Source organism: Streptomyces zinciresistens K42, assembly GCF_000225525.1.
Taxonomy (GTDB): Bacteria; Actinomycetota; Actinomycetes; order Streptomycetales; family Streptomycetaceae; genus Streptomyces; species Streptomyces zinciresistens.
In genome coordinates, this window is sequence record NZ_AGBF01000050.1 from 16,446 (window position 1) to 39,735 (window position 23,290).

8 protein-coding genes are annotated in these 23,290 nt (G+C 74.7%); 4 read left to right on the forward strand and 4 right to left on the reverse strand.

What is annotated here, in order from left to right:
• Nucleotides 1-15: 15 nt before the first annotated feature.
• Together SZN_RS16755 and SZN_RS16760 are read right to left on the reverse strand one after the other, a co-directional pair.
• Nucleotides 16-1,737, reverse strand: coding sequence for a fatty acyl-AMP ligase (locus SZN_RS16755; RefSeq protein ID WP_007496476.1), 1,722 nt, complete (start codon nucleotides 1,735-1,737; stop codon nucleotides 16-18).
• Between the two features lie 116 nt (nucleotides 1,738-1,853).
• Nucleotides 1,854-2,648, reverse strand: coding sequence for a hypothetical protein (locus tag SZN_RS16760; protein ID WP_007496477.1), 795 nt, complete (start codon nucleotides 2,646-2,648; stop codon nucleotides 1,854-1,856).
• Between the two features lie 1,350 nt (nucleotides 2,649-3,998).
• Between SZN_RS16760 and SZN_RS41425 the strand changes: the two genes are divergently transcribed.
• From SZN_RS41425 to SZN_RS16775, 4 genes are all read left to right on the forward strand, one after another.
• Nucleotides 3,999-4,160 (forward strand): hypothetical protein, encoded by a 162-nt coding sequence (locus SZN_RS41425; protein ID WP_167546309.1) that lies wholly within the window; start codon nucleotides 3,999-4,001, stop codon nucleotides 4,158-4,160.
• A gap of 726 nt (nucleotides 4,161-4,886) precedes the next feature.
• Nucleotides 4,887-6,587 carry an ABC transporter ATP-binding protein gene (locus tag SZN_RS16765; RefSeq protein ID WP_043731185.1) on the forward strand — a complete coding sequence of 567 codons (1,701 nt, stop codon included), beginning with the start codon at nucleotides 4,887-4,889 and terminating at the stop codon, nucleotides 6,585-6,587.
• Nucleotides 6,584-8,371, forward strand: coding sequence for an ABC transporter ATP-binding protein (locus SZN_RS16770; protein WP_007496481.1), 1,788 nt, complete (start codon nucleotides 6,584-6,586; stop codon nucleotides 8,369-8,371). The genes SZN_RS16765 and SZN_RS16770 overlap by 4 nt, the downstream gene beginning before the upstream one ends.
• 84 nt (nucleotides 8,372-8,455) lie before the next feature.
• Nucleotides 8,456-9,526 carry an iron-siderophore ABC transporter substrate-binding protein gene (locus tag SZN_RS16775; protein WP_007496483.1) on the forward strand — a complete coding sequence of 357 codons (1,071 nt, stop codon included), beginning with the start codon at nucleotides 8,456-8,458 and terminating at the stop codon, nucleotides 9,524-9,526.
• Nucleotides 9,527-9,588: 62 nt separating this feature from the next.
• On the opposite strand, the gene SZN_RS16780 is transcribed toward SZN_RS16775, so the two are convergent.
• Both SZN_RS16780 and SZN_RS16785 read right to left on the reverse strand, forming a co-directional pair.
• A complete protein-coding gene (locus tag SZN_RS16780; protein WP_007496485.1) occupies nucleotides 9,589-9,798 on the reverse strand; it encodes an MbtH family protein in 210 nt (69 codons plus the stop codon).
• A 57-nt stretch (nucleotides 9,799-9,855) separates the two neighbouring features.
• Nucleotides 9,856-23,290, reverse strand: a 13,435-nt coding sequence (locus SZN_RS16785) for a non-ribosomal peptide synthetase (RefSeq protein ID WP_007496486.1), incomplete at its 5' end; no start/stop codon positions are given.

Here is a 23,290-nt window from a genome sequence, read left to right on the forward strand (position 1 = left end):
GCGTACGGATGGTGTTCACCTCGCCCGGAGTGCTCCACCGTGGAGAACCCCTTCGAGATACTGCTGCCGCGTCCTGCTCCGCTTCACCTTGCCGCTGGAGGTCTTGGGCAGTTCCCCCGCCGCCAGGAGGAGGATCTCCGCCACGGGCAGGGACAGCTTCGTCTGGATGTGGCCGCGGACCTGCCGGGCCACCGTGGCGGCGTCCCCCGCGCGGAGCTCGGCGACGATCACCACCTCCTCGGTAGCCCGGCCCGGCCGGGTGAAGGCCACGACGCTGCCCTTGCGCAGACCGGGCACCTCGGCCGCGGCCCACTCCACCGTCTGCGGGTCGTGATTGCGCCCATTGATGATCAGCAGGTCCTTCTTGCGGCTCGTCACGTAGAGGATGCCTTCCGCCAGGTATCCGCAGTCCCCCGTGCGCAGGCCGTGAGCCGTGAAGCTCCGCCGGGTCGCCTCCGCCTCACCGTGGTAGCCCGCGGCCACGCTCGGCCCCTGGAAGACCACCTCGCCGATGTGCCGCTCCGGGAGCGGATTCCCCTCATCGTCCACGATGAGGATGCGGTGACCCGCGACGGGGCGTCCGCAGGGCACGAACGCCACCTGCGACCCGGGAACCTCCGCCTCCGAGGCGGGCCGCGCGAGGCCGCTCGCGTGGTAGGGCTCCTTCTGGATGACATCCAGGGCGAGCGGAACTCCGATCTCGCCGAACGAGATCGCGAGCGTCGCCTCCGCCATGCCGTAACACGGCACAACTGTCCCTGGCCTCAGCCCCGCAGCCGCGAAGTGCGCCGCGAAGGAGCGCAGCGTCTCCGGGTGGTTGGGCTCGGCGCCGCAGCCCACGACCCTCAAACAGGACAGGTCCAGCCGCTTCACCTCCTCCGCCGAGGTGTGCTTGACGGCCATCGCCAGGCCGAAGTTGGGCGCGAAGGTCACGGTCGCGCGGTGGCGGCTCACCGTTTCCAGCCAGAGCCCCGGTGAGAGCGCGAAGCGCAGCGTCGGGAGGAAGCTCACCGGGCAGCGCGCCATCAGAGGCGCCAGCACGAAACCGACCAGCCCCATGTCGTGGTACATGGGCAACCAGCTCACGCCCCGGTCTCGCCCGCGTTCAAGGCGCAGGGCGCTGACGATGGCCGCGCAGTTGGCGAGCGCGCTGGCGTGCGTGACCCGCACTCCCTTGGGAGTCGCCGTGCTCCCCGAGGTGAACTGCAGGAACATCACGTCCTCCGGGAGGATCGCCTCGGGCCGGGGCGCACCCCCCGGCAGGGGCTCGGCGAAGAACTCCTCCGAGACGACGGCCTGCAGGCCGTCGACCGCCTGGAGGAGCGGGCCCAGCAGGTCCGCCAGGCTCCGGGGCATCAAGAGCGCGCGGGCTCCCGCCGCGCGGAGGATGCTGGCGGCGTCCTCGCGGTACGCCTCGAACTTGCCGAAGCTCATGGGCGGGTACATGGGGACCGCAATGACGCCCACCGAGACCGCGCCCAGGAAGGTCAGGACGAACTCCTGCTCCTCGGGGACGATGAGCGCGACGCGCTCTCCCTTGCGCAGGCCGCTCTGGAGCAGCCGGCGCCCCCGGCGCATGGCCTCCCGCGACAGCTCCGACCAGCTCACGAAGTGCTCGCGCCCGTCGTCCTGGATGAAGGTGCAGCCGCTGTCCGAGTGGCCGAGGTTCTCGGCGAGGACCTCGGTGAAGGTCGAGACCGTCGCTCCCTCGGGCGGCAGCACTTCTCTGGAGGACATGGAACCTGCCTGAGGTGAGTGGCTCCCGGGGCGGCAGCCCCCGCGTGAACAGACCGTGCACGCGGGGGGTGCCTCACACCGGGAGTCCGGTGGATTACGGGAATGCCGTGACCGGCTCAATTGTCCCAGGCAGGGCTCTGGTTGGGCTGCTGCGAGGCGCTGGCCGTGTCGTTCGCCCAGTCATCCACGTCCTTGCCATCCCAACCGAGCAGCTTGTCGGCGGAGCGCCGGCACTTGTCGAAGTCGAGCACGCCGTAGCCGCGGTAGACCTGGAGGCTCTGCTGTAACTGCTCGTACCCCTTGCCCTTCTTGTGCTCCATCGACACCGTGGTCCGGACGACTCCGAGGTAGAGCTTGCTGGCATGGACCGACAGGCACCCGATCTGCTGGTTGCTGTTCTTCTGCGTCTGCCCTTTGGTCGAGAGCGCCAACTGGCCGACCTTCTTGACGGATTCCACGATCCCCAGGTAATTCTCCGGCGACATGAAACTCTTGACCAGGTCGTCCACCGCGTCGAGGGCGCTCTTGAGGGAGAGCGAGGAGATGTTGGCCTCGCGGTAGTCATACGTGTACTGCAGGCACAAGGGAATCGTGGCGAACTTCTTGAGGAATTCGTTCCACGACTTCAGATCGAAGGTCGTGCCTCCCGGGTCGAAGCCGCTGATGCTCTCGGCCTTGTGCACGATGGTGGCGGCGACGGACTCCCACGAACCGAAGTCCGACAGCTCCCCCAGGTCGGGCAGCCTACTGCCGTCTCCCACCGCGTTGTTGCCCACTCCCTGGTCGTCGTTGCCGGAGTCGAACTGCGCGAGCAGGGACGCAGCGGCGGCGTCCGGCTCGGGGGAAGCCATCTCCCACAGCGCGAGTTCTGCGGCCTCCCGGCGGAACTGGGACTGACTGATCTCGGTCATGACTGCTCCTTGTCTACGGGTGAGGTGCCACCCAGCGAGATGAGACGGCGTTCGAAGTGGGGCTCAGCTGTTCCGGGCAGGGCTGCCACGGGGCTACGCGGCGCAGCCGCCCCGTGGCGCGCGGGGGTGGCGGCGGAGGCTTTTCCCTCAGTGCAACCACACCTATGGATTGCCTCCTTTACGGATTGCCTCCTTGCGCGCCATCCCGCGGCGCCAGGGGAGGCACCCGGCGGCGACGGTGGCGCCGGCGCCGTGGGGCAGTCGGGCGGGCTGCGGTCCGGTTCCGTCACTCGATACGCGTGCCGTCACTGCTTCTCCGGACTGAGGGCACGACACATCGGGCGCCGGGGGTGAGCCGCGTCGATGAGAGTGGGATGCTCCGGAACAAGCGGGAGCCTAACCGCCGCACTCCAGTGGCCCGGCACATCTTTTCCGGACAATGCGACCAAGACGGAAATGGCGCCCTTGCCTGGTTGGAGCAGATGTCAACTGGACCTCGGGCCTCCAGCGGGGACCGGCACCTGCCCCTTGCCGCGGACCGCAACGGAAAGCTCCCCGGGGTCGCGCCCACCCGGGTGAACGCCGGCGTCCGCTGCGTGGAATCCGCCAGGAGCGGCCGGACGGCGGCACAGAGGTGCCCTGCCCGATGGCCAGAACATCGTGTCACCCCGGGGACGGCGGGGGCGCGTAGTAGCACACGGAGGCAACCACTGGGGCACGTACGCGGCGCGCACGAGCCGCGCGCCGGCAACCGGCTGACCGGCACCTCCCACCGCGTACCCGAGGGCCGGCCCAGGGGTGCGGCCGTACCCCTGGGCCGGCGGCGGGGATGCCGAGCCGGGCAGCAGCCGAGGACCGGGTTTCCGTGCAGCACGGCCCGCCGCGCGGCGAGCCCTTCCGCGACAGAGAAGGCCCCACCCCTCCGCGCGGGCGTGGGAGTGCCTGATCGAGAGCCACACGTCCTGGCTCTGCGCGATCACCCCTCCGCGCGGGCGTGGGAGTGCCGGTGCCGCGGCTCACGCCCCGGCACCGGCGGGCGGGTCCTCCAGGGTCCCGCCGCCCCGTCCGCCCCGTCCGCCCCGTCCGCTCCCGTCCGCTCCCGTCCACTCAGGAAGCGACACGCGTGAGCTGCGGTCCGTTTCCGGCCAGGACAGCGGGGCACTCGAACGATGTATCGAACAGAAGCCGGGAGCGGTCCTGATCCGAGGTGGGACGGCCCCCTCGCCGCGAGCGCGGGCGGCCCCGCCGGACCCGGGGGCGGCTCCCCGGCAGGACGGCGCCACCCGGGACGCGACGAAGCCCGAAGCCCGAGAAGCAGAGAGAAGTGACAGCGCCGTGACTGCGCGCACCATGAAGCGAAATGTCCTGCACGTGCCCGAGACGGGCTGGACGAAGGCCCGCCACCACCGGAGCCCGGCGATCCGCACCTGCGTGCCCGCCGTGGCGGACAGGAGCCGCCGGACACCGTCCCGTGCCGGCGCCGACGACCACATCGTCCGGGGCGATGACTGACCGGGAGCACGCTCCCGTCCCCCGCCCGGGAGGACACCGGACCGCGACGATCCCGGGAGCCACCGTGAGAGCACCTGTCCCCCCGCCGTGCCGCCGGATCGCGGGCGCCCCCGGAGAGGGGAGGCGGTCATGACGACCGAAGCCGTCCGGGCGGCTCCGCCGCTGCGCTGCTGGGTGCCGAGGGGGGCGTCGGCGCTGCGCGGCTGAGGCGCGGCCCGCGCGCGAGGGGCCCGTACGGCGAAGGGCCGTGCCGGGAGCGCGGCAGCGGGCGCGCTCGCCGCCGGAGCCTCCGCGCAGACGCGTCCGTGCGGTTCGGGACCTCGCCCCGTCCCCAACCGCCTTGCGCCGACGGCGAGTTGCCGTACGGTGGCCGCGACCTGCGTACGGCGGGCGTGCGGTCGCCGGTTCAGACGGGGCTGAGCTTTCCGTGCTCGACCACGTACGCCGCCGTCAGCAGGGTGACGGCCGCCGTCGCGGTGCGGCCGGCGCGGTGCCGGATCTGGCTCATGCGGCCCCCGTTGAACCGAGTTGTACAGGATGGCCTGATTGGTTCCTGTGCGGAGCGGGACCGGCGCGGCCACGGGACGGCCGTACGCGTCGCGGACCCGGCGCCGACTCCCCCGGCCCGTGCGAAGGGGTGGCAGATGACGATCCTTATGGTTAGGCTTACCTAAGTTCGACTGGGGCGTGTCAGGACGCCGTGAAACCCCCTTCCGGAGGGATGCGTTGAGAGAAGCGGACCTGCCGGGACGGAGGCTCCTGTGGCGTGCGGTGCGCGGCCGGCGCCGTGACCTCGTGATCGGTTCCGTCTTCGGGATGGGCCATCAGACGGGCGAGGCCCTAGTGCCGGTGCTCATCGGCCTGGCCGTCGACCGGGGCATCGTGGGCGGCGACCTCCCGGGACTGCTGCTGTGGCTCGGCGTCCTCGCCGCGGTCTACGTCGGCCTGTCGTACAGCTTCCGCTTCGGCGCGCGGGCAGGGGAGCGCGCCTCGGTGACGGCCGCGCACCGGCTCAGGACCGCGCTCGTCGAGCGCGTCCTCGCCCCGGAAGGCGGCGCGGACGAGGGCCGGTTGCCCGGCGAGCTGGCCAACACCGCGACGGAGGACGCCAAACGGGTCGGCGCCGTCACGATGGCCCTCATCGTCGGCATCGGCGCCACGACCGGTCTCGCGGTGGGCGCGGTCGTCCTGCTGCGCATCTCCCTGCCGCTCGGTCTGCTCGTGCTGCTCGGAACTCCCCTGCTGCTGTGGCTGGTTCATCTGCTGAGCAAGCCGCTGGAGCGGCGCAGCGCGACCGAGCAGGACCGCGCGGCCCGCGCGTCCGGCGTCGCCGCCGACCTGGTGGCGGGGCTGCGCGTGCTCAAGGGCATCGGCGCCGAGCGGGCGGCGGTGGCCCGCTACCGCCGCATCAGCCAGGACTCGCTGACCGCCACCCTGCGCGCGGCGCGCGCCGAGGCGTGGCAGAGCGGCGTCGTCACGCTCCTCACCGGCACCTTCCTCGCCGTGGTGGCCCTGGTCGGCGGGCGGCTCGCCGCGTCCGGCGCCATCGGCCTCGGCGAGCTGGTGTCCTCCGTCGCGCTCGCCCTGTTCCTGATCGGCCCGCTCTCGGAGTTCTCCTGGGTCTACGCCCAGCTGGCCCAGGGGCGTGCCTCCGCCGCCCGGATCGCCGCGGTCCTCGACAGCGCTCACGCCGTCACCGACGGCCCCGCGGGGGACACCGGCCCGGCGCTCCCGGCGGCGGGCCGGCTGAGGCTGCGCGGCGTGTCGTACGGGCCGCTGCGCGGCGTGGACCTCGACGTCTCCCCCGGCGAGATCGTCGGCGTGGTCACCACCGACCCGGCCGACGCCGCCGCCCTGCTGCGCTGCCTCGCCCGGCGCTCCGACCCCGAGGAGGGCTCCGTGGAACTCGACGGCACGGACGTCAGAGCGCTCGCCCTGTCCCGGCTGCGGGCCGCCGTGCTGGTCGCCGAGCACGACGCGGACCTCTTCGAGGGGACCCTGCTGGAGAACGTCGGCGCGGCCGCCTCCGGCGCCGACGTCACGGCCGCGCTCGCCGCGTCCGGCACGGACGAGGTGGTCCGCGCCCTGCCCGACGGCCTCGCCGCAGCCGTCACCGCCCGGGGCCACTCGCTCTCCGGCGGCCAGCGCCAACGGGTCGCCCTCGCGCGGGCATTGGCCGCCGACGCGCCCGTGCTCGTCCTGCACGAGCCGACGACGGCGGTGGACGCCGTCACCGAGGTCCGGATGGCCGCCGGGATCGGCGCGCTGCGCGAGGGCCGCACCACGCTCCTGGTGACCAACAGCCCCGCGCTGCTGGCCCGGACCGGTCGGGTGGTCCTCCTCGACGCCGGCCGGATCGCCGCGACCGGCGGCCACGACGCGCTGGTCCAGGCCCGCGCCGACTACCGTACGGCGGTGCTCGCATGAGCGGGACCGAGACCGCGGCGCCGACCGCGTCGACGCTGCTGCCCGTCGCCACACCCGCGCGCACCCGGGCCGCCGTCGCCGAACTGCTGCGCCCTCAGAGGGCGTTGGCGCTGACCGCGCTGGCCGTCATGGTGGGTTCCACGGCGATCGGGCTGCTCACCCAGCCGCTGCTCGGCCGGATCGTGGACCTTGCCGCCGACGCCGGTTCCGCGGACGCCCTCACCACCACCGCTGCCCTGCTCGCGGCGGTCGCCGTGGTGCAGGGACTGACCTCCGGCTACGGCCTGTCGCTGCTGTCCCGGCTGGGCGAGAGCACCCTGGCGCGGCTGCGCGAGCGGTTCGTGGACCGGGCGCTGGGCCTGCCGCTGGAACAGGTCGAGAAGGCCGGCGCGGGCGATCTGACGGCTCGGGTCACCGCCGATGTCGCGCTCATCGCCGAGGCGGTGCGCACCGCCCTTCCGGAACTGGCGCGTTCCCTGCTCACCATCGTCCTCACCCTGGGCGCGATGGCCCTGCTCGACTGGCGGTTCCTGCTGGCCGCGCTGCTGGCGGTGCCGGTGCAGGTGGCCACCGCCCGCTGGTACGTGTCCCAGGCCGTGCCGCTCTACGCCCGCCAGCGCGTCGCGGCGGGCGCCCAGCAGCAGCAGCTCCTCGACACCGTCGCGGGCGGCCCGACGGTTCGGGCCCTGCGGCTGGAGCGCGAGCACGTCGAACGGGTCACCGAGCGGTCCTGGTCCGTGGTCGACCTGACCATGCGCGGTGTCCGGCTCGTCCTCGGCTTCTACAGCCGGCTGCACGTCGCCGAGTACCTCGGCCTCGCCGCCGTGCTGCTGACCGGGTACTGGCTGGTCAGCCGGGACTCCGCGTCCGTCGGCACGGCGACCGCCGCGGCCCTGTACTTCCACAGCCTGTTCACCCCCGTCAACGCCGCCCTCGTGCTGCTCGACGACGCCCAGTCCGCCACGGCAGGACTGTCCCGGCTGGTCGGCGTCACCGACCGGCCGCCGCCCCCGCCCCCCGCGCGCGAGGCCCGTACGGAACGGGTCGACGTGGTCGTCCGCGGGCTCGGCCACTGCTACCGGCCCGGCCATCCGGTGCTCAGCGACGTCGAGTTGACGATCCGGCCCGGTGAACGGGTGGCCCTGGTCGGTGCCAGCGGAGCCGGCAAGACGACGCTGGCCCGGCTGGTCGCGGGCATCCAGCCGCCCACCACCGGCACCGTCCTGGTCGGCGGCGTCCCGCCCGCCGGACTCGGCGCGGCCACCGCCCGCCGCACCCTCGCCCTGATCACCCAGGAGACCCATGTCTTCGCCGGCCCGCTCGCGGACGACCTCCGGCTCGCCGCGCCCGACGCCACCGACGACGAACTGCGCGCCGCGCTCGACCGGGTGGACGCCCTCGGCTGGGCCGAGGCCCTGCCCGAGGGCCTGTCGACCGTGGTCGGCGACGGCGGGCACCGGCTCGGCGGCGCGCGGACCCAGGCCCTGGCGCTCGCCCGGCTGATCCTCGCCGACCCGCCGCTGGTGATCCTCGACGAGGCCACGGCGGAGGCGGGCAGCTCCGGCGCGCGCGCCCTGGAGAAGGCCGTGGCCCGCGCCGTGGACGGACGCACCGCGCTGATCGTGGCGCACCGCCTCAGCCAGGCCGCGAGCGCCGACCGGATCGTCGTCATGGACGCCGGGCGGATCGTCGAGAGCGGCACCCACGACGAACTGCGCGCTCTCGGCGGACGCTACGCGACCCTCTGGGGGGCCTGGTCGGACACCCGCGACACGGGTGCCTAGTGCCGTGTCACCAGGCGCGGCCCCCGCGCGCAGCCACCCCCCGCACCGCCCCGCTCCACAGGAAACCGAACCGAAGGACCACCGATGTTCCGCTCCCGCAGAGCACCACGGCTCGCCGCCGCGCTCGCCGCCGCCCTCCTGCTCCTGTCCACCGCCACGGCGTGCGCCGGTGAGGACTCGGGGTCCGGGTCCTCGGACACCGGTGCGAAGGCGAGCGGCTCCGGCTCGTCCGCCTTCCCGGTCACCGTCGCGCACAAGTACGGCAGTACGACGATACGGTCCGTGCCGAAGCGGATCGTCACCGTCGGTCTGACCGACCAGGACGCCGTCCTCGCCCTGGGCGAGGTGCCCGTGGGCACCACCGAGTGGCTGGGCGGCTACAAGGGCGCCATCGGGCCCTGGGCCGCCGACCGGCTGGGCGGCGCGCAGCCGCCGACGGTGCTCAAGGACACCGGCACGGGCCCGCAGATCGAGAAGATCGCCGCGCTCAGGCCCGACCTGATCCTCGCCGTCTACAGCGGTCTGACCAAGGACCAGTACACGTCGCTGTCCAAGTTCGCGCCCGTGGTCGCCCAGCCCAAGCAGTACAACGACTACGGCGTCCCCTGGCAGGAGCTGACGAAGACGGTCGGGCGGGCGCTCGGCAAGCCCGACGAGGCGTCGAAGGCCGTCGCCGGCACCGAGGCCGCGATCCGGGCCGCGGCCGACAAGTACCCGGCGTTCAAGGGCGCGAGCGCGGTGATGGCCACGCCGTACGAGGGCATGTTCGTCTTCGGCAGCCAGGACTCGCGCTCCCGGATCCTGACCGGGCTCGGCTTCGGTCTGCCCAAGGACCTCGACAAGGCCATCGGGGACAAGTTCGGCGCCAACATCAGCAAGGAGCGCACCGACCTGCTGGACCAGGACGCGCTCGTGTGGATCGTCGGCGACGTCGCCAAGGAGTCCGCGAAGCTGCGCAAGGACGCCTCCTACAAGGACCTGGGCGTGGTGAAGGAGGGCCGCGAGGTCTTCGTCGACGAGAGCAGCGACTACGGCAACGCCACGTCGTTCGTGTCGGTGCTGAGCCTGCCCTACGTCGTGGAGCGGCTGGCCCCGCAGCTGGCGGCGGCCGTCGACGGCAGGACCGGCACGAAGGTGGAGCAGCCGGCGTCCTGAGCGCCCGCGCGTGACGAGGGGGCGGCCGTGCGCGGCCGCCCCCTCGTGCGTGCCCGGTGCGCTCAGCCGTCCATGGCCTCGGCGAGGCTGCGGGGCCGCATGTCGGTCCAGTGGGTCTCGACGTAGTCCAGGCAGGACTGGCGCGCGGCGGGGCCGTGGACGGCGCGCCACCCGGCCGGGACGTCGGCGAAGTCCGGCCACAGGCTGTGCTGGTCCTCGTCGTTGACGAGCACCAGGTAGACGCCCTCGGGGTCCTCGAACGGATTGGTCATGCTCTTCCTCTCCTCACGGTCGGGCACGGTCGCGCCCGGTCCTGCGGAACGAGTGGGTCAGGGGCGCCGGGCCCGCGCGACGAGTCCGCTCAGCGCCCGGAACCAGGTCCTGGCCAGGTCCTCGACGCATGCGCGGGTCAACAGCCCTTCCAGGTAGGACCAGTGGGCGGCCAGGACCGGCCCGTCCGCCCGGTCCTCGGCGACCACGTTGATGCTCAGCGCGTGGCCCTCGCGCATGGCCGGGCCGGGGCCGATGTCGGCGGCGTCCTCCTCGGGGGCGTACGACCAGTCCGTGTCGTCCGGGATGCCGAACCGGCCCAGGTAGTTGAACTCGACACGGGCCGGTTCCCGGGCGGCCAGCACCTCACGGGTACGCGGATTGAGGTGCCGCAGCAGGCCGTATCCGACGCCGTTCGCGGGCAGGGCGGCGAGTTGGCCGCGCACCCGCCGCACTGCCTCCTCGGCGGCCGGGCCGCCCGCGAAGGCGTCGGCGGGCTCGGCCGGACCGGCGTCGAGCCGTACGGGGAAGACGCTGGTGAACCAGCCCACCGTCCGGGAGAGGTCGGTGCCGTCACCGGTCAGTTCCTCCTCGCGGCCGTGCCCCTCCAGGTCGACCAGCAGCGCGGTGTCCGAACCGCCGTTGCGCCGCCGCCAGTCGGCGAAGGCGAGGGCGAGGGCGGCGAGCAGCACGTCGTTGACGCCGGCCCCGAACGCCGCCGGGACCGCGGACAGCAGGGGGCCGGTACGGTCGGCCGGCATCCGCAGGACGACCTCGCGCTGGGTGGCGGTGGTGTCGCGGTCCGGGTCGAGCGGGCGGGTGAGCGGGAAGGCGCCGCCGCCGTCCAGGACGGCGGTCCACACGGGGAGTTCGGCCTCCCTGGCCGGTTCCCGGGCCAGTTCGGTCAGCCGGCGCGACCAGCGGGCGAAGGAGGTCTCGACGGGGACCAGTCGGGCCGTCCGGCCGGCGCGGACGTCCCGCCAGGCCGCGGCGAGGTCGGGCAGCAGCACCCGCCACGACACGCCGTCCACCACCAGGTGATGGGCCATCAGCAGCAGCCGGCCGGGGGCGCCGCCCGCGTCGAACCACACCGCACGCACCATCACGCCCGCGTCCGGGTCGAGCGACTCCCGTGCGGCATGGGCTTGTTGCCGTACGGTCTCCTCCAGGCCACCGGCGTCGAGCCCGGTCACGTCCACCCGTTCGAGCCATCCGGCGACGTCGGCCGATCCGGCCGGCGGGACGTGCAGCGACCAGTCCTCGGCGGCCTCGGCCGAGGGGCGTACGAGGCGGGCGCGCAGCAGGTCGTGGCGGTCGGCCAGGGCCCGCAGCACGGAGGTGAGGCCGGGCAGGTCCAGGTCCGCCGGGGTGCGCACGAGAGCGGCCTGGTGGTAGGTGGAGAACGGGCCGCCCAGTTCGCGCAGCCAGTGCATGACCGGGGTGAGCGGGACGATTCCGGTGCCGTCGTCCGCGGGGCGCGCCGCGTCGGTGGCGACCGGCTGGGCGCGTGTGCCCAGCGCGGCCACCGTGCGGTGCCGGAAGACCAGGCGCGGGGTGATCCGCACACCGGCGGCGCGGGCGCGGGCGACGAGCTGCATCGCGACGATGCTGTCGCCGCCCAGGGTGAAGAAGTCGTCGTCCGCGCCGACCTGTTCGAGGCCGAGCACCTCGGCGAAGACCGCGGCGAGGGTGCGCTCCACGGGGGTGGCGGGGGCGCGGCCCGAGGACAGCGCGGCGAAGTCGGGTGCGGGCAGGGCCGACCGGTCCAGCTTGCCGCCTGCGAGTCTGGGCAGCGCGTCGAGGAGGACGACGGCCGCCGGGACCATGTGGTCGGGGAGCCGGGCGGCGACGTGGGCGCGCAGCGACGCCGGGTCCGCCGCCCTCTGCGGAACGGGCACGACGTACGCCACCAGCAGCGTACGGGCGCTCTCTTGACGGACCGTCACCAGGGCCTGGGCGGCGTCGGGGTGTGCGGTGAGGGCGGACTCGATCTCGGCCGGCTCGATGCGGAAGCCGCGGATCTTGACCTGGTCGTCGGCCCGGCCGAGGTAGTCGAGGCGGCCGTCGGCCGTCCAGCGGGCCAGGTCGCCGGTGCGGTACAGGCGTGCGCCGGGCGGGCCGAAGGGGTCGGCGACGAAGCGCTCCGCGGTCAGCGCGGGGGCTCGCAGGTAGCCGCGGGCCAGTCCGCCGCCCGCCAGGTACAGCTCGCCGCCGACGCCCGGGGGCACCGGCTGGAGCCGTCCGTCCAGGACGTACGCGCGGGTGCCCGCCACCGGCCGTCCCACGAGCGGGCGTTCACTGTCGGCGACCCGGGCCACCAGGGCGTCCACGGTGGACTCGGTCGGCCCGTAGAGGTTGACGGCCCGGGTGGTGCGCAGCGCGGCGAGCCGCCGCCACTGCTCCACCGGCACGGCCTCGCCGCCGACGCCCACCACGGCGAGCGGGCAGTCGTCGCCGTCGAGCAGGCCCGCGTCGGCCATCTGGGCGAAGAAGGACGGCGTCACCTCCAGGAAGTCGAAGCGGTGCGCGCGCACGGCCGCGGCCAGCAGGCCGGGGTCGCGCCTGACCTCCTCGGAGACGATGTGCACGCAGTGGCCGTCGAGCAGCCACAACTGGGGCTGCCAGGAGGCGTCGAAGAAGAACGACCAGGCGTGCCCCGCGCGCAGGTGGCGGCGCCCGGTGGCCTGGACGGCGGGGGCGTACAGGGTCTCGCGGTGGCTGTGGAAGAGGTTGCCGAGGGTCTCGTGGGTGATCACGACGCCCTTGGGACGGCCGGTGGAGCCCGAGGTGTAGATGACGTAGGCGGGATGACGGGGTGTCAGGGCGGCGGTGCGGTCGCGGTCCGTGAGGTCGGCGGGATTCTCGGCGGCCGTGCGGGCCTGGACGCCGGGTGCGTCCAGCAGCAGGGTCGCGGTGTGCGGGGGCAGGCGGTCGGCGAGCGCGCGGGTGGTGAGCGTCAGGGCGGGGCGGGCGTCGTGGAGGACGTCCGCGGTGCGCTCGGCCGGGGCGTCGGGGTCGAGCGGCAGATAGGCCGCGCCCGCCTTGTGCACGGCGAGGACGGCCGTGAGGAATCCGGCGGTGCGCGGCAGGGCCAGCGCCACCAGCCGCTCGGGCCCGGCGCCCTCGGCGACGAGCAGCCGGGCCAGCCGGTTGGCCCGCGCGTTGAGTTCGGCGAAGGTGAGTGCGACGCCCTCGGAGGCCGCCGCGGGCAGGCCGGGGCAGGCGCGGACGCGTTCCTCGAACAGGGCCGGCACGGTCGTCGGGGGGGCGGGGGCGGGCCCGCTGTGCCAGCCGGACTCCAGGCGGTGCCGTTCGCCGGCGCCCAGGACGTCCACCCGCTCGACGGTGATGCCGGGGTCGGCGGTCACGGCGCGCAGGACGCGGCGCAGCCGGTCGGCGAAGGACTGGGCGGTGGCGTGGTCGAAGAGGTCGGCGCTGTACTCCAGGACGCCGTCGACCGCCCCGCTGCCGTCGCCGCGCTCCACGAAGTCGAAGGACAGGTCGAACTTGGCCGTGTGCTGGGCCACTTCGTCGCGGCGGGCGCGCAGTCCGGGCAGGGAGGTGTCCGGGCCGCCGGCGGCGAGGTACACCACCATCACCTGGAACAGCGGGTGCCGGGCGAGCGAGCGGGCCGGGTTGAGGGTCTCGACCAGCCGCTCGAAGGGCACGTCCTGGTGCTCGAAGGCCGCGAGGTCGGTCTCCCGCACCCGGGCCAGCAGGTCGCGGAAGGCGGGGTCGCCCGAGGTGTCGGTGCGCAGCACCAGCGTGTTGAGGAAGAAGCCGACCAGGTCCTCCAGGGCCGCGTCGGTCCGTCCGGAGATGGGGCTGCCGATCGGGATGTCGTGTCCGGCGCCGAGCCGGGTGAGGAGGGTGGCCACGGCGGCCTGGAGCACCATGAACACGCTGACGCCGTTGTCGCGGGCCAGCCGGTGCAGCCCGGCGGCCAGTTCGGCGTCCAGGGACAGATCCGCCGAGCCGCCCCGGTAGCTGGCCTCCAGGGGCCGGGGCCGGTCGGCGGGCAGCTCCAGTTCCTCCGGCAGGCCCGCCAGCGCCTGCCGCCAGTAGGCGAGTTGACGTTCGCCGACCTCGGCCAGCAGGCGCTCCTGCCACAGGGTGTAGTCGGCGTACTGGACTTCCAGGGGCGCCCAGTGCGGGGCGTGGCCGCGCGTGCGGGCCTGGTAGGCGAGGGCCAGGTCCCGGTTGAGGGGCGCGTCCGACCACTCGTCGCCCGCGATGTGGTGCAGCAGGAGCAGCAGCGTCCACTCCCGCTCCGCCGTGCGGAACACGTGGACGCGCAGGGGGGGTTCGCGGTCCAGGGCGAAGCCGTGGGCGCCGGCCTGTTCCAGCAGTTGGGCCAGCCGCTCCTCGCCGGTGTCCGTGACCTCGAAGGGGACGCGCACCTCGTGCGGGGCGAGCACGTGCTGGCGGGCCCGCCCGTCCTCGTCGGGGAAGACGGTGCGCAGCGTCTCGTGCCGTTCGACGACGTCGTGCACGGCGGCACGCAGGGCCTCGACGTCCAGCGCGCCCGTGAGCCGCCAGGCCGAGGGGATGTTGTAGGTGGCGCTGGGGCCCTCCACCTGGTGGAGCACCCACAGGCGGCGCTGGGCGGAGGAGAGCGGCAGCCGCTCGGGGCGCGGACCGGCCGTCAGGGCCGGGCGTGCGGTGGCGCGGGGGGCGTTGCCGCGGGCGAGGTGTGCGGCGAGGCGGGCCACGGTGGGCGCGTCGAACACGGTGCGCAGGGCCACCTCGGCGCCGAGGACCGCGCGCAGGCGGGCGGTGAGCCGCATGGCGAGCAGGGAGTGGCCGCCCAGGGCGAAGAAGTCGTCGTCGATGCCGACCTCGGGCACGTCGAGGACGGCCGCGAACGCCTCGCACAGCAGGTCCTCCTGCGGTGTCCGGGGCCTGCGTCCGGAGGTGAGGTCGGCGAAGTCGGGTGCGGGCAGGGCCCGTTCGTCGAGCTTGCCGTTGACGGTGCGCGGGAGGGCGGCCACCGTGACGAACGCGGCCGGGACCATGTGCGAGGGCAGCGCGGCGGCGGCGCGCTCGCGCAGGGCGGCCGGCTCCGGCGTCCGGTCGCCGGCCGGCAGGACGTACGCCACGAGGCGGCGTACCCCGGGGGTGTCCTCGCGCAGCACCACGGCGGCGGCCGCCACGTCGGGGTGGGCGGCGAGGCACGCCTCGATCTCGCCGGGCTCGACGCGGAAGCCGCGCAGCTTGACCTGGCCGTCGGTGCGGCCGAGGAACTCCAGGCTGCCGTCGCGCAGCCGGCGGGCGAGGTCGCCGGTGCGGTACAGGCGGCTGCCGGGCGGGCCGAAGGGGTCGGCGGTGAACCGCTCGGCGGTCAGCGCGGGGCGGTTGAGGTAGCCGCGCGCGAGGCCCGCGCCCGCGAGGTACAGCTCGCCCGGCACGCCGACGGGCACGGGCCGCAGCGCGCGGTCCAGGACGTGGGCGCGGATGTTGTCGAGCGGGGCGGCCCACCGGCCGGCGGCGTCGTGGTGGCGGCCGTAGGCGTCGACCGCGCACTCGGTGGGGCCGTACAGGTCGCGGACCTGGACGCCGGGAAGGGCGCACAGCCGCTCCCACAGCGCGGGCGCGATGGCCTCGCCGCCGACGGTGAGGACCCCGGGGAGGTGGGCGCCGGGCTCCAGGAAGCCGTGGTGGATCAGCTCGCGCAGATAGGTGGGCGTGACGTCGAGGAAGTCGATCGACTCCCGGCCCAGGTGGGCCAGGAGCGCGGCCGGGTCGGCCATGGTGGCCTCGTCGGTGACGTGCAGTTCGTGGCCGGCGAGCAGCCACAGCAGGGGGTCCCAGGAGCCGTCGAAGCTGAAGGACGCGGCGTGCACGGCCCGCAGCGGGGCGCGTCCGGCGGCCTGCTCCGCGGGGCGGACGAGGTCGTCCAGGTGGGCGGCGTAGAGGTTGCTCAGGCCCCGGTGGGTGCCGATCACGCCCTTGGGGGTGCCGGTGGAGCCGGAGGTGAAGATGACGTAGGCGGCGTGATCGGGGGCGGGCGGGGCGGGCAGGGGGGTGGCGCCGGCGGCCGGCGGGGCCGCGTCGAGCAGCACGCGGTCGGGGCCGTCGGGGAGCGCGGGGGCCAGTGCGGCCGTGGTCAGCATGCACAGGGGGGCCGCGTCCCTGAGCATGAACCGCAGGCGCTCGGCGGGGAGTTCGGGGTCCAGGGGCAGATAGGCGGCGCCGGACCTCAGCACGCCGAGGATCGCCGGGACCATGAGGTGGCGGGGCAGGGCGAGGCCGACGACGGTCTCGGGTCCGGCTCCGCGGCGCACCAGCAGCCGGGCGAGGGCGTCGACGCGCTCGGACAGCTCGCGGAAGGTCAGCCGGGCGGCGCCGGTGACCAGCGCGGTCGCGTCGGGACGGGCGCGTACGGTGTCGTCGAGGAGCGCGGTGACGGTGCGGGTCTGCGGCGGGCGGTCCGTGGCGTTCCACTCGCCGGCGGCGGCCGACTCCTCGGCGTCGGTGAGGACGCGCAGGGTGCTCACGGGCCGTGCCGGGTCCCGGGCGATCTGCTCCAGCAGGCCGGCCAGCCGGTCGAGGAGGGCCCGCGCGGTCTGCGGGTCGGTGCGGTCGGTGCCGTACTCCAGGAGCAGCGGCAGCTCGCGGCCGGGGCCGTGGTCGACGACCGTGAAGTCCAGGTCGAACTTGGCGGTCCCGGTGTCCGTGTCGCACCACTCGGTGGGCAGTCCGAACAGGACGGGGTCGCCGTCGGGGCGGTGGTGGTAGCCGAGCATCACCTGGAACAGCGGGTTGCGGTCGGCGGCGCGGGCCGGGTTGACCGCGTCCACGACCTGGTCGAAGGGCACGTCCTGGTGCTCGAAGGCGGCGAGGCAGGACTCGCGCACCCGGTCGAGGAGTTCGGTGAAGGAGGGGTCTGCGGACAGGTCCGTGCGCAGCACGAGCGTGTTGACGAAGAAGCCGACCAGGTCGTCGGCCGCGCTGTCGGTGCGGCCCGCGATCGGCGCTCCGAGGGGGATGTCGTCGCCCGCGCCGAGCCGGTGCAGCAGCGCCGCCGTCGCCGCCTGGAACAGCATGAACATACTGGCCCGGCGGGTCGCGGCCAGGGCGCGCAGGGCGTCCCCGGCCGCCTCGGGCAGCCGGCCCCGGACGACGGCTCCCCGTCCGGTGGCGCGGGCGGCGGCGGGGCGGTCCAGGGGCAGCGGGATCTCCTCGGGGACGCCGCGCAGCGTCCGGGTCCAGAAGTCGAGCTGGCGGCGGCCCACCTCGGCGAGGAGGCGTTCCTGCCACAGGGTGTAGTCGGCGTACTGCGCGGGCAGCGGCGTCCACCGCGGGGCGTGGCCGGCGGCGCGTGCCGTGTAGGCGTGGCCGAGGTCGGTGAGGAAGGGGCGGTCGGACCACTCGTCGGTGGTGATGTGGTGGAGCACGAGCGCGACCACCGTGTCCTGCGGGCCGACGCGCAGCACCTCGGCGCGCAGCGGGAGTTCACGGGCGAGGTCGAACGGCCGGCGCTGGGCGGCCTCGATGCGGGCGGGCAGCGCGGCCTCGGCGCAGTCCTCGACGAGGAAGGCGGGTTCGGCCTCGCCGGGCGCCGCGATCCACTGGTAGGGCTCGCCGTCCGCCTCCAGGAACCGTGTGCGCAAAGCTTCGTGACGTTCCGTCACATCGTTGAGTGCCCGGCGCAGCGCGTCCGTGTCCAGGGTGCCGCGCAGCCGGAAGACCAGGGGGAAGTGGTAGGCGACGCCGTCGCCGGTGATCCGCTCCACGAGCCACAGCCGCCGCTGGGCCGCCGACAGCGCGATCCGCGCGGGGCGTTCGGCCACCGCCGTCAGGGCGGGCCGGGCCGCACCGCCCGCCTCGGCGCGCAGGGCGAGGCGCTCGGGTGTCGGGGCCTCGAACAGGTCGCGGATGGCGAGTTCCGCGCCCAGTTCGGTGCGCGCCCGGCTGATCAGCCGTGTCGCGAGCAGGGAATGCCCGCCCAGGTCGAAGAAGTTGTCCTCGGCGCCGGTCCGCGGCAGGCCGAGGACCTCGCAGAACAGCCGGCACAGCGCCTCTTCGACGGGCGTGCGCGGTGCGCGGCCGTCGGTGAGGGCGGCGGCGGGTTCGGGGTCGGGCAGGGCGCGCACGTCCAGCTTGCCGTTGTCGTTCATGGGCAGGCCGGGCAGGACGACGAAGGCGGCCGGGACCATGTAGGAGGGCAGCCGCTGCCCCAGGTCCTCGCGCAGGCGGCGCACCAGGGCGCCGTCGCCGCGGGTGGCGCTCGGGGTGTTGGCGTAGGGGGCGGGCCCGCGGTCGGCGCGGGGGCGGTACAGGCCGAGGGTGTGTCCGCGGTGGGTCCGCGGGACGAACACGGCGTCGAAGAAGCCGGGTTCGGCGGACCAGGTGGTCAGGACGCGGTAGCCGTGGGCCTCGCCGGTCCGGCGGACGTCGTCGGGGTCCTCGCCCGGGTGCGGGGCCGGGGACCCGTCCATGGCGTGCAGGGCGGCCCGGTCGGCGAAGGTGCGGGCGTCGGGGATGCGGCGCACGCGCAGGGGCGTCGTCCCGTCCAGGCGGCCGGCGAGGTCGTCGCCGTGCCCGGCCTCGGGCACCTCGTCCAGGCGTACGGCGCCGGCGGTGTCGGCGTACAGGACGACGTCGTAGCGGTAGCGGGTGAGCTCGTTGTGGTGGCGGCCCTCCTTGGTGCGCAGGTCGACGCCGACGCCGAGGGTGGTGAACCAGTCGGGGTCGACGAGGAGTTCCTTCTCCAGGGCGAGCCCGCGCGCGACGGCGCGGCGCAGGTCGCGCGGGCCGGTGCCGGCGTCGGCGCGGGCGTGCTGGATGCCGGTCTGCAACTCCCGTGCCTGGCGCAGGTCGCGCAGGTCGCCGAGGAAGAGGGCGCCGCCCGGCGCGAGCAGGTCCAGGGCGCCGCGGATCACCGTGCGCAGATGGTCCAGGCTGGGGAAGTACTGGGCGACGGAGTTGACGACGATCGTGTCGAAGTGCCCGGCGGGCAGTCCCTCGGTCGACTCGGCGGTCTGGCAGCGCAGTTCGACCTTGCGCGCCAGGTCCGCGTCGGCCTTGAGGTCCTCACCGAGCCCCCGGATCACGGGGGCCGCGAAGTCGGTCGCCCAGTAGGAGTCGGCGTCGGGGGCGAGCCGGGAGAGCAGCAGGCCGGAGCCGACGCCGATCTCCAGGATGTTGCGCGGCCGCAGTTCGCGGATGCGGCGCACGGTGGCCTCGCGCCACTCGCGCATGTGCTCCAGCGGGATGGGCGTGCCGTCGTAGGAGTTGTCCCAGCCGGCGAAGTCCTCGGTGAACAGGGCGGTGCCGATCTCGCTGTACTCGGCCGAGTAGATCTCCCGCCACTCGCCGACCTGCTCGCGCTCGGCCGACCGGCGGGTCTCGGCGTCGGGTTCGGCGGCCACGACGTAGCCGACGAGGCGCTTGGTGCCGGGGGCGGAGTCGTCGTCGCGGGCGAGCACGGCGGCCCGGGAGACGCGGGGGTGCCGGGCGAGGGCCGTCTCGATCTCGCCGAGTTCCACGCGGTGGCCGCGGATCTTGACCTGGTCGTCGGTGCGGCCGAGGAAGTCGAGGTTGCCGTCGGCGCGGCGCCGCACCAGGTCGCCGGTGCGGTAGACGCGTTCGCCGGGCAGGCCGTACGGGTCGGCGACGAACCGTTCGGCGGTCAGGCCGGGACGGTCCAGGTAGCCGCGGGCCAGGCCCGTGCCGGCGATGTACAACTCCCCCGCCACGCCGTCCGGTACGGGGCGCAGCCAGCTGTCGAGGATCCGGGCGCGGGTGGCGCGGATCGGCCGTCCCACGGTGGGTGTGGCGCTGTCGTGGGTGCCGCCGCCGAGGGTGTTGATGGTGTACTCGGTGGGCCCGTAGAGGTTGTAGCCGTAGGTGCCGTCGGTGTCGCGGAGCGTGTTCCACACGGACTCGGTCACCGCCTCGCCGCCGAGCAGCACCAGGGGCGGGCGGTGCCCCGTCAGCAGGCCCTCCTCGATGAGGAGATGGGCGTACGTCGGAGTCACGTTGACGACGTCGACGCGGTGCTCCTCGCAGTACGCCACCAGGGCGACGGCGTCCCGGCGCAGCTCCTCGTCGCAGATGTGCACCTCATGTCCCTCGACGAGCCACAGGAGTTCCTCCCAGGACATGTCGAACGCGAACGACACGGTGTGCGCGATGCGCAGCCGCCGGTCGCCCGCGGCGGCGACGGCCGGGGCGAAGATCTCCCCCCGGTGGTTGAGCTGCATGTTGGTCAGACCGGCGTAGGGCGTGACGACGCCCTTGGGGCGGCCGGTGGAGCCGGAGGTGTAGATGACGTAGGCGGGGTGGTCCAGGCGGAAGGACACCTCGACGGGGTCGGCGGGCAGGCCCGCGAGCCGGTCCGCGAACGACTCCTCGTCCAGCAGCAGCCGGGGGAGGCCGTCGCCGGCGAGGGTGCGGGAGACGGCCCGGGTGGAGAGCAGGAGCAGGGGGCGGGCGTCGGCCAGTGTCGCCGACAACCGCTCGGCGGGGTGGTCCAGTTCGAGCGGGAGATAGGCCGCGCCGGTGCGCAGCACGGCGAACAGGGCGACGACGGTGTCGATCGAGCGGGGCAGCGCGAGGGCGACGACCTGCTCGGGACGGGCGCCGTGGGCGATCAGCAGGCGGGCCAACCGGTTGACGCGGGCGTCGAGTTGGGCGTACGTCAGGGTGTGCGGGCCGCAGACGAGGGCGGTGGCGCCCGGGGTGCGGGCGGCCTGGGCGGCCAGCAGGTCCGCGACGGTCTCGTGCGGGACGGGCTGGCGCTGCCGCGCGTCCTCGCGGGCCAGTCGGGCCGCCTCGGCGGGCAGCAGGGCGTCGAGCGAGCCGACGGGCGCGGCCGGGTCGGCGGTCAGGCGGTCCACCCAGTGCACGAACCGGTCCAGGAGGCGGCGGGCCTGGTCGCCGTCGAGCAGGTCGGGCCGGTGGGCGAGGGTGACACGGACCTGTTCGCCGGGGGTGACCACCAGGGTGGCCGGGTAGTGGGTGGCGTCCACGTTGGCGACGGCGGTGGCGCCGTGCCGCTCGCGCAGTGCGGCGAGGCGGTCGTCGGTGTCGGCGTTGCGCTGCACGAACAGGGTGTCGAAGAGCCGCCGGTGGCCGGTCTCGGCCTGGAGGACGCCCAGGCCCAGGTACTCGTACGGCATCAGTGCCAGGCGCTCCGCCTGGACGCGGCGCAGCAGGCCGAGGACCGGCTCGCGCGGGTCGAGGGCGATGCGGGCGGGCACGGTGTTGAGGAACATGCCGATGACGTTCTCGACGTCGGGGACGTCGCTGGGCCGTCCGGCGACGGTGGTGCCGAAGACGACGTCGGTGCGGCCGGTGGCGGTGGCGAGGGTGAGGCCCCAGGCGGCGTTGAGCACCGTGTTGAGGGTCAGGCCGTGGCCGCGGGCCGTCTCGCGCAGCCGGGTCGCGGTGCCGGGGTCGAGGACGGTGTCCAGGTGGTGCGGGATCACCGGCCGCGGGCCCCGGTCGCCGGTGCCGGGCACGAGCAGGGTCGGTTCGTCGAGTCCGGCCAGGGCGGTGCGCCAGGCGCGGGCCGCCTCGGCGTCGTCCTGGCGTTCCAGCCAGGTCAGGTAGTCGCGGTAGGAGCCGGGGCGGTCGAGTCCGGCGGGGTCGCCGCCGGAGGCGTAGAGCGCGAAGAGCTGGTCGAGGAAGAGCCAGGCCGACCAGCCGTCCCAGAGGATGAGGTGGCGTCCGAGGACGAGCCGGTCGCCGCGGTCCGCGCCGAGCCGGACGAGCAGGATGCGGAAGAGCAGCGGGCGGGACAGGTCGAAGCGGCGGGAGCGCTCCTCGTCGAGCAACGCGGCCATCCGCGCGTCCTGTTCGGCGGCGGGGTGGGCGCTGAGGTCGACCTCGGTGAGCGGGACGGCGGCGTCGCGCACGAGGAACTGCACCGGCCGGCGCAGCCCGTCGCCGGTGAACCCGGCCCGCAGCCCCGGGGTGCGGGCCAGCAGGGTGCGGACGGCGGCGCGCAGCCGCTCGGCGTCGACGCGTTCGGCGAGGTCGAAGGTCTCGTGGACGGTGTAGACGTCGAGGGCGCCGTCGTCGTAGGCGGAGTGGAAGAACAGCCCTTCCTGGAGCGGGGCGAGCGGCCAGACGTCCTCGACGCGGCCGGGGGCCAGCCGCTCCACGCGGGCGCGTTCGTCCTCGGTGAGGGTGAACGCGGGGGCGTCCGGGGCGGTGCGGGCGCCGGCGCCGGCGCTCGCCGCGCGTGCCAGCGCGGCGGGGGTGCGGTGCTCGAAGACCTCGCGCGGTCCGAGGACGAGTCCGGCGCGGCGGGCCCGGCTGGCGACGGCGATGGAGCTGATGCTGTCGCCGCCGAGGAGGAAGAAGTCGTCGTCGGCCCCGGCGTCGGGCAGCTTCAGCACGGCCGCGAAGATCTCCGTGAGCACCTGCTCGCGGGGGGTGCGCGGGGCGCGCGGCGCCGCCCGGACGGACTGCGGGGCGGGCAGCGCGGCACGGTCGAGCTTGCCGCTGGGGGTGAGCGGCAGGGCGTCCAGGACGACCCAGGCGCCGGGGATCAGGGGCGCGGGCAGGACGCCGGCGAGGGCGTCGCGCAGCGCGGCGGGGCCGGGGCGTACGCCGGGCGCGGGGACGACGTGGGCGACGAGGGTGTCCTCGCGCACGGTGACCGCCGCCTGCGCCACCTCGGGCAGCCCGGCCAGGGCGGCCTCGATCTCCCCGGGTTCGATGCGGTTGCCGCGCAGCTTGACCTGGCGGTCGGTGCGGCCCAGGTACTCCACGACGCCGTCGGCGCGGCGCCGTACCAGGTCGCCGGTGCGGTACATGCGGCTTCCGGCGGGGCCGTGGGGGTCGGCGGTGAACCGTTCGGCCGTCAGCGCGGGCCGGGCGTGGTAGCCGCGGGCGAGCTGGACGCCGGTGAGGTACAGCTCGCCCGGGACGCCGTCGGGGACGGGCCGCAGACAGGTGTCCAGGACACGCAGTCCGGTGTTCCACACGGGCCTGCCGAGGGGCACGGAGGGGCCGTCGCCGAGGTCGTCGCAGGGGTGGTGGGTGACGTCGACGGCTGCTTCGGTGGGGCCGTACAGGTTGTGCAGCGCGACGCCCGTCAGCTCGCGCCAGCGCCGGGCGGCCGGGACGGGCAGCGCCTCGCCGCTGCTGAACACGCGGCGCAGCGAGGCGGCCCAGGCGGGGTCGGTGCCGACGTCCTCGGAGCGCAGGAACGCCTCCAGCATCGACGGCACGAAGTGCATCGTGGTGACGGACCGGGCGCGCACGAGGGCGGCCAGGTAGGCGGGGTCGCGGTGGCCGTCCGGCCGGGCGAGCACGACGGCCGCGCCTTCGAGGAGCGGCCAGAAGAACTCCCAGACGGAGACGTCGAAGCTGGACGGTGTCTTCTGGAGCACGCGGTCGTCGCCGCGCAGCCCGTAGGCGTCCTGCATCCAGGCGAGGCGGTTGACGATGGCGCGGTGGGTGACGACGACGCCCTTGGGCAGCCCGGTGGACCCGGAGGTGTAGATGAGGTAGGCGGGGTCGTCGGGGGCGGGCCGC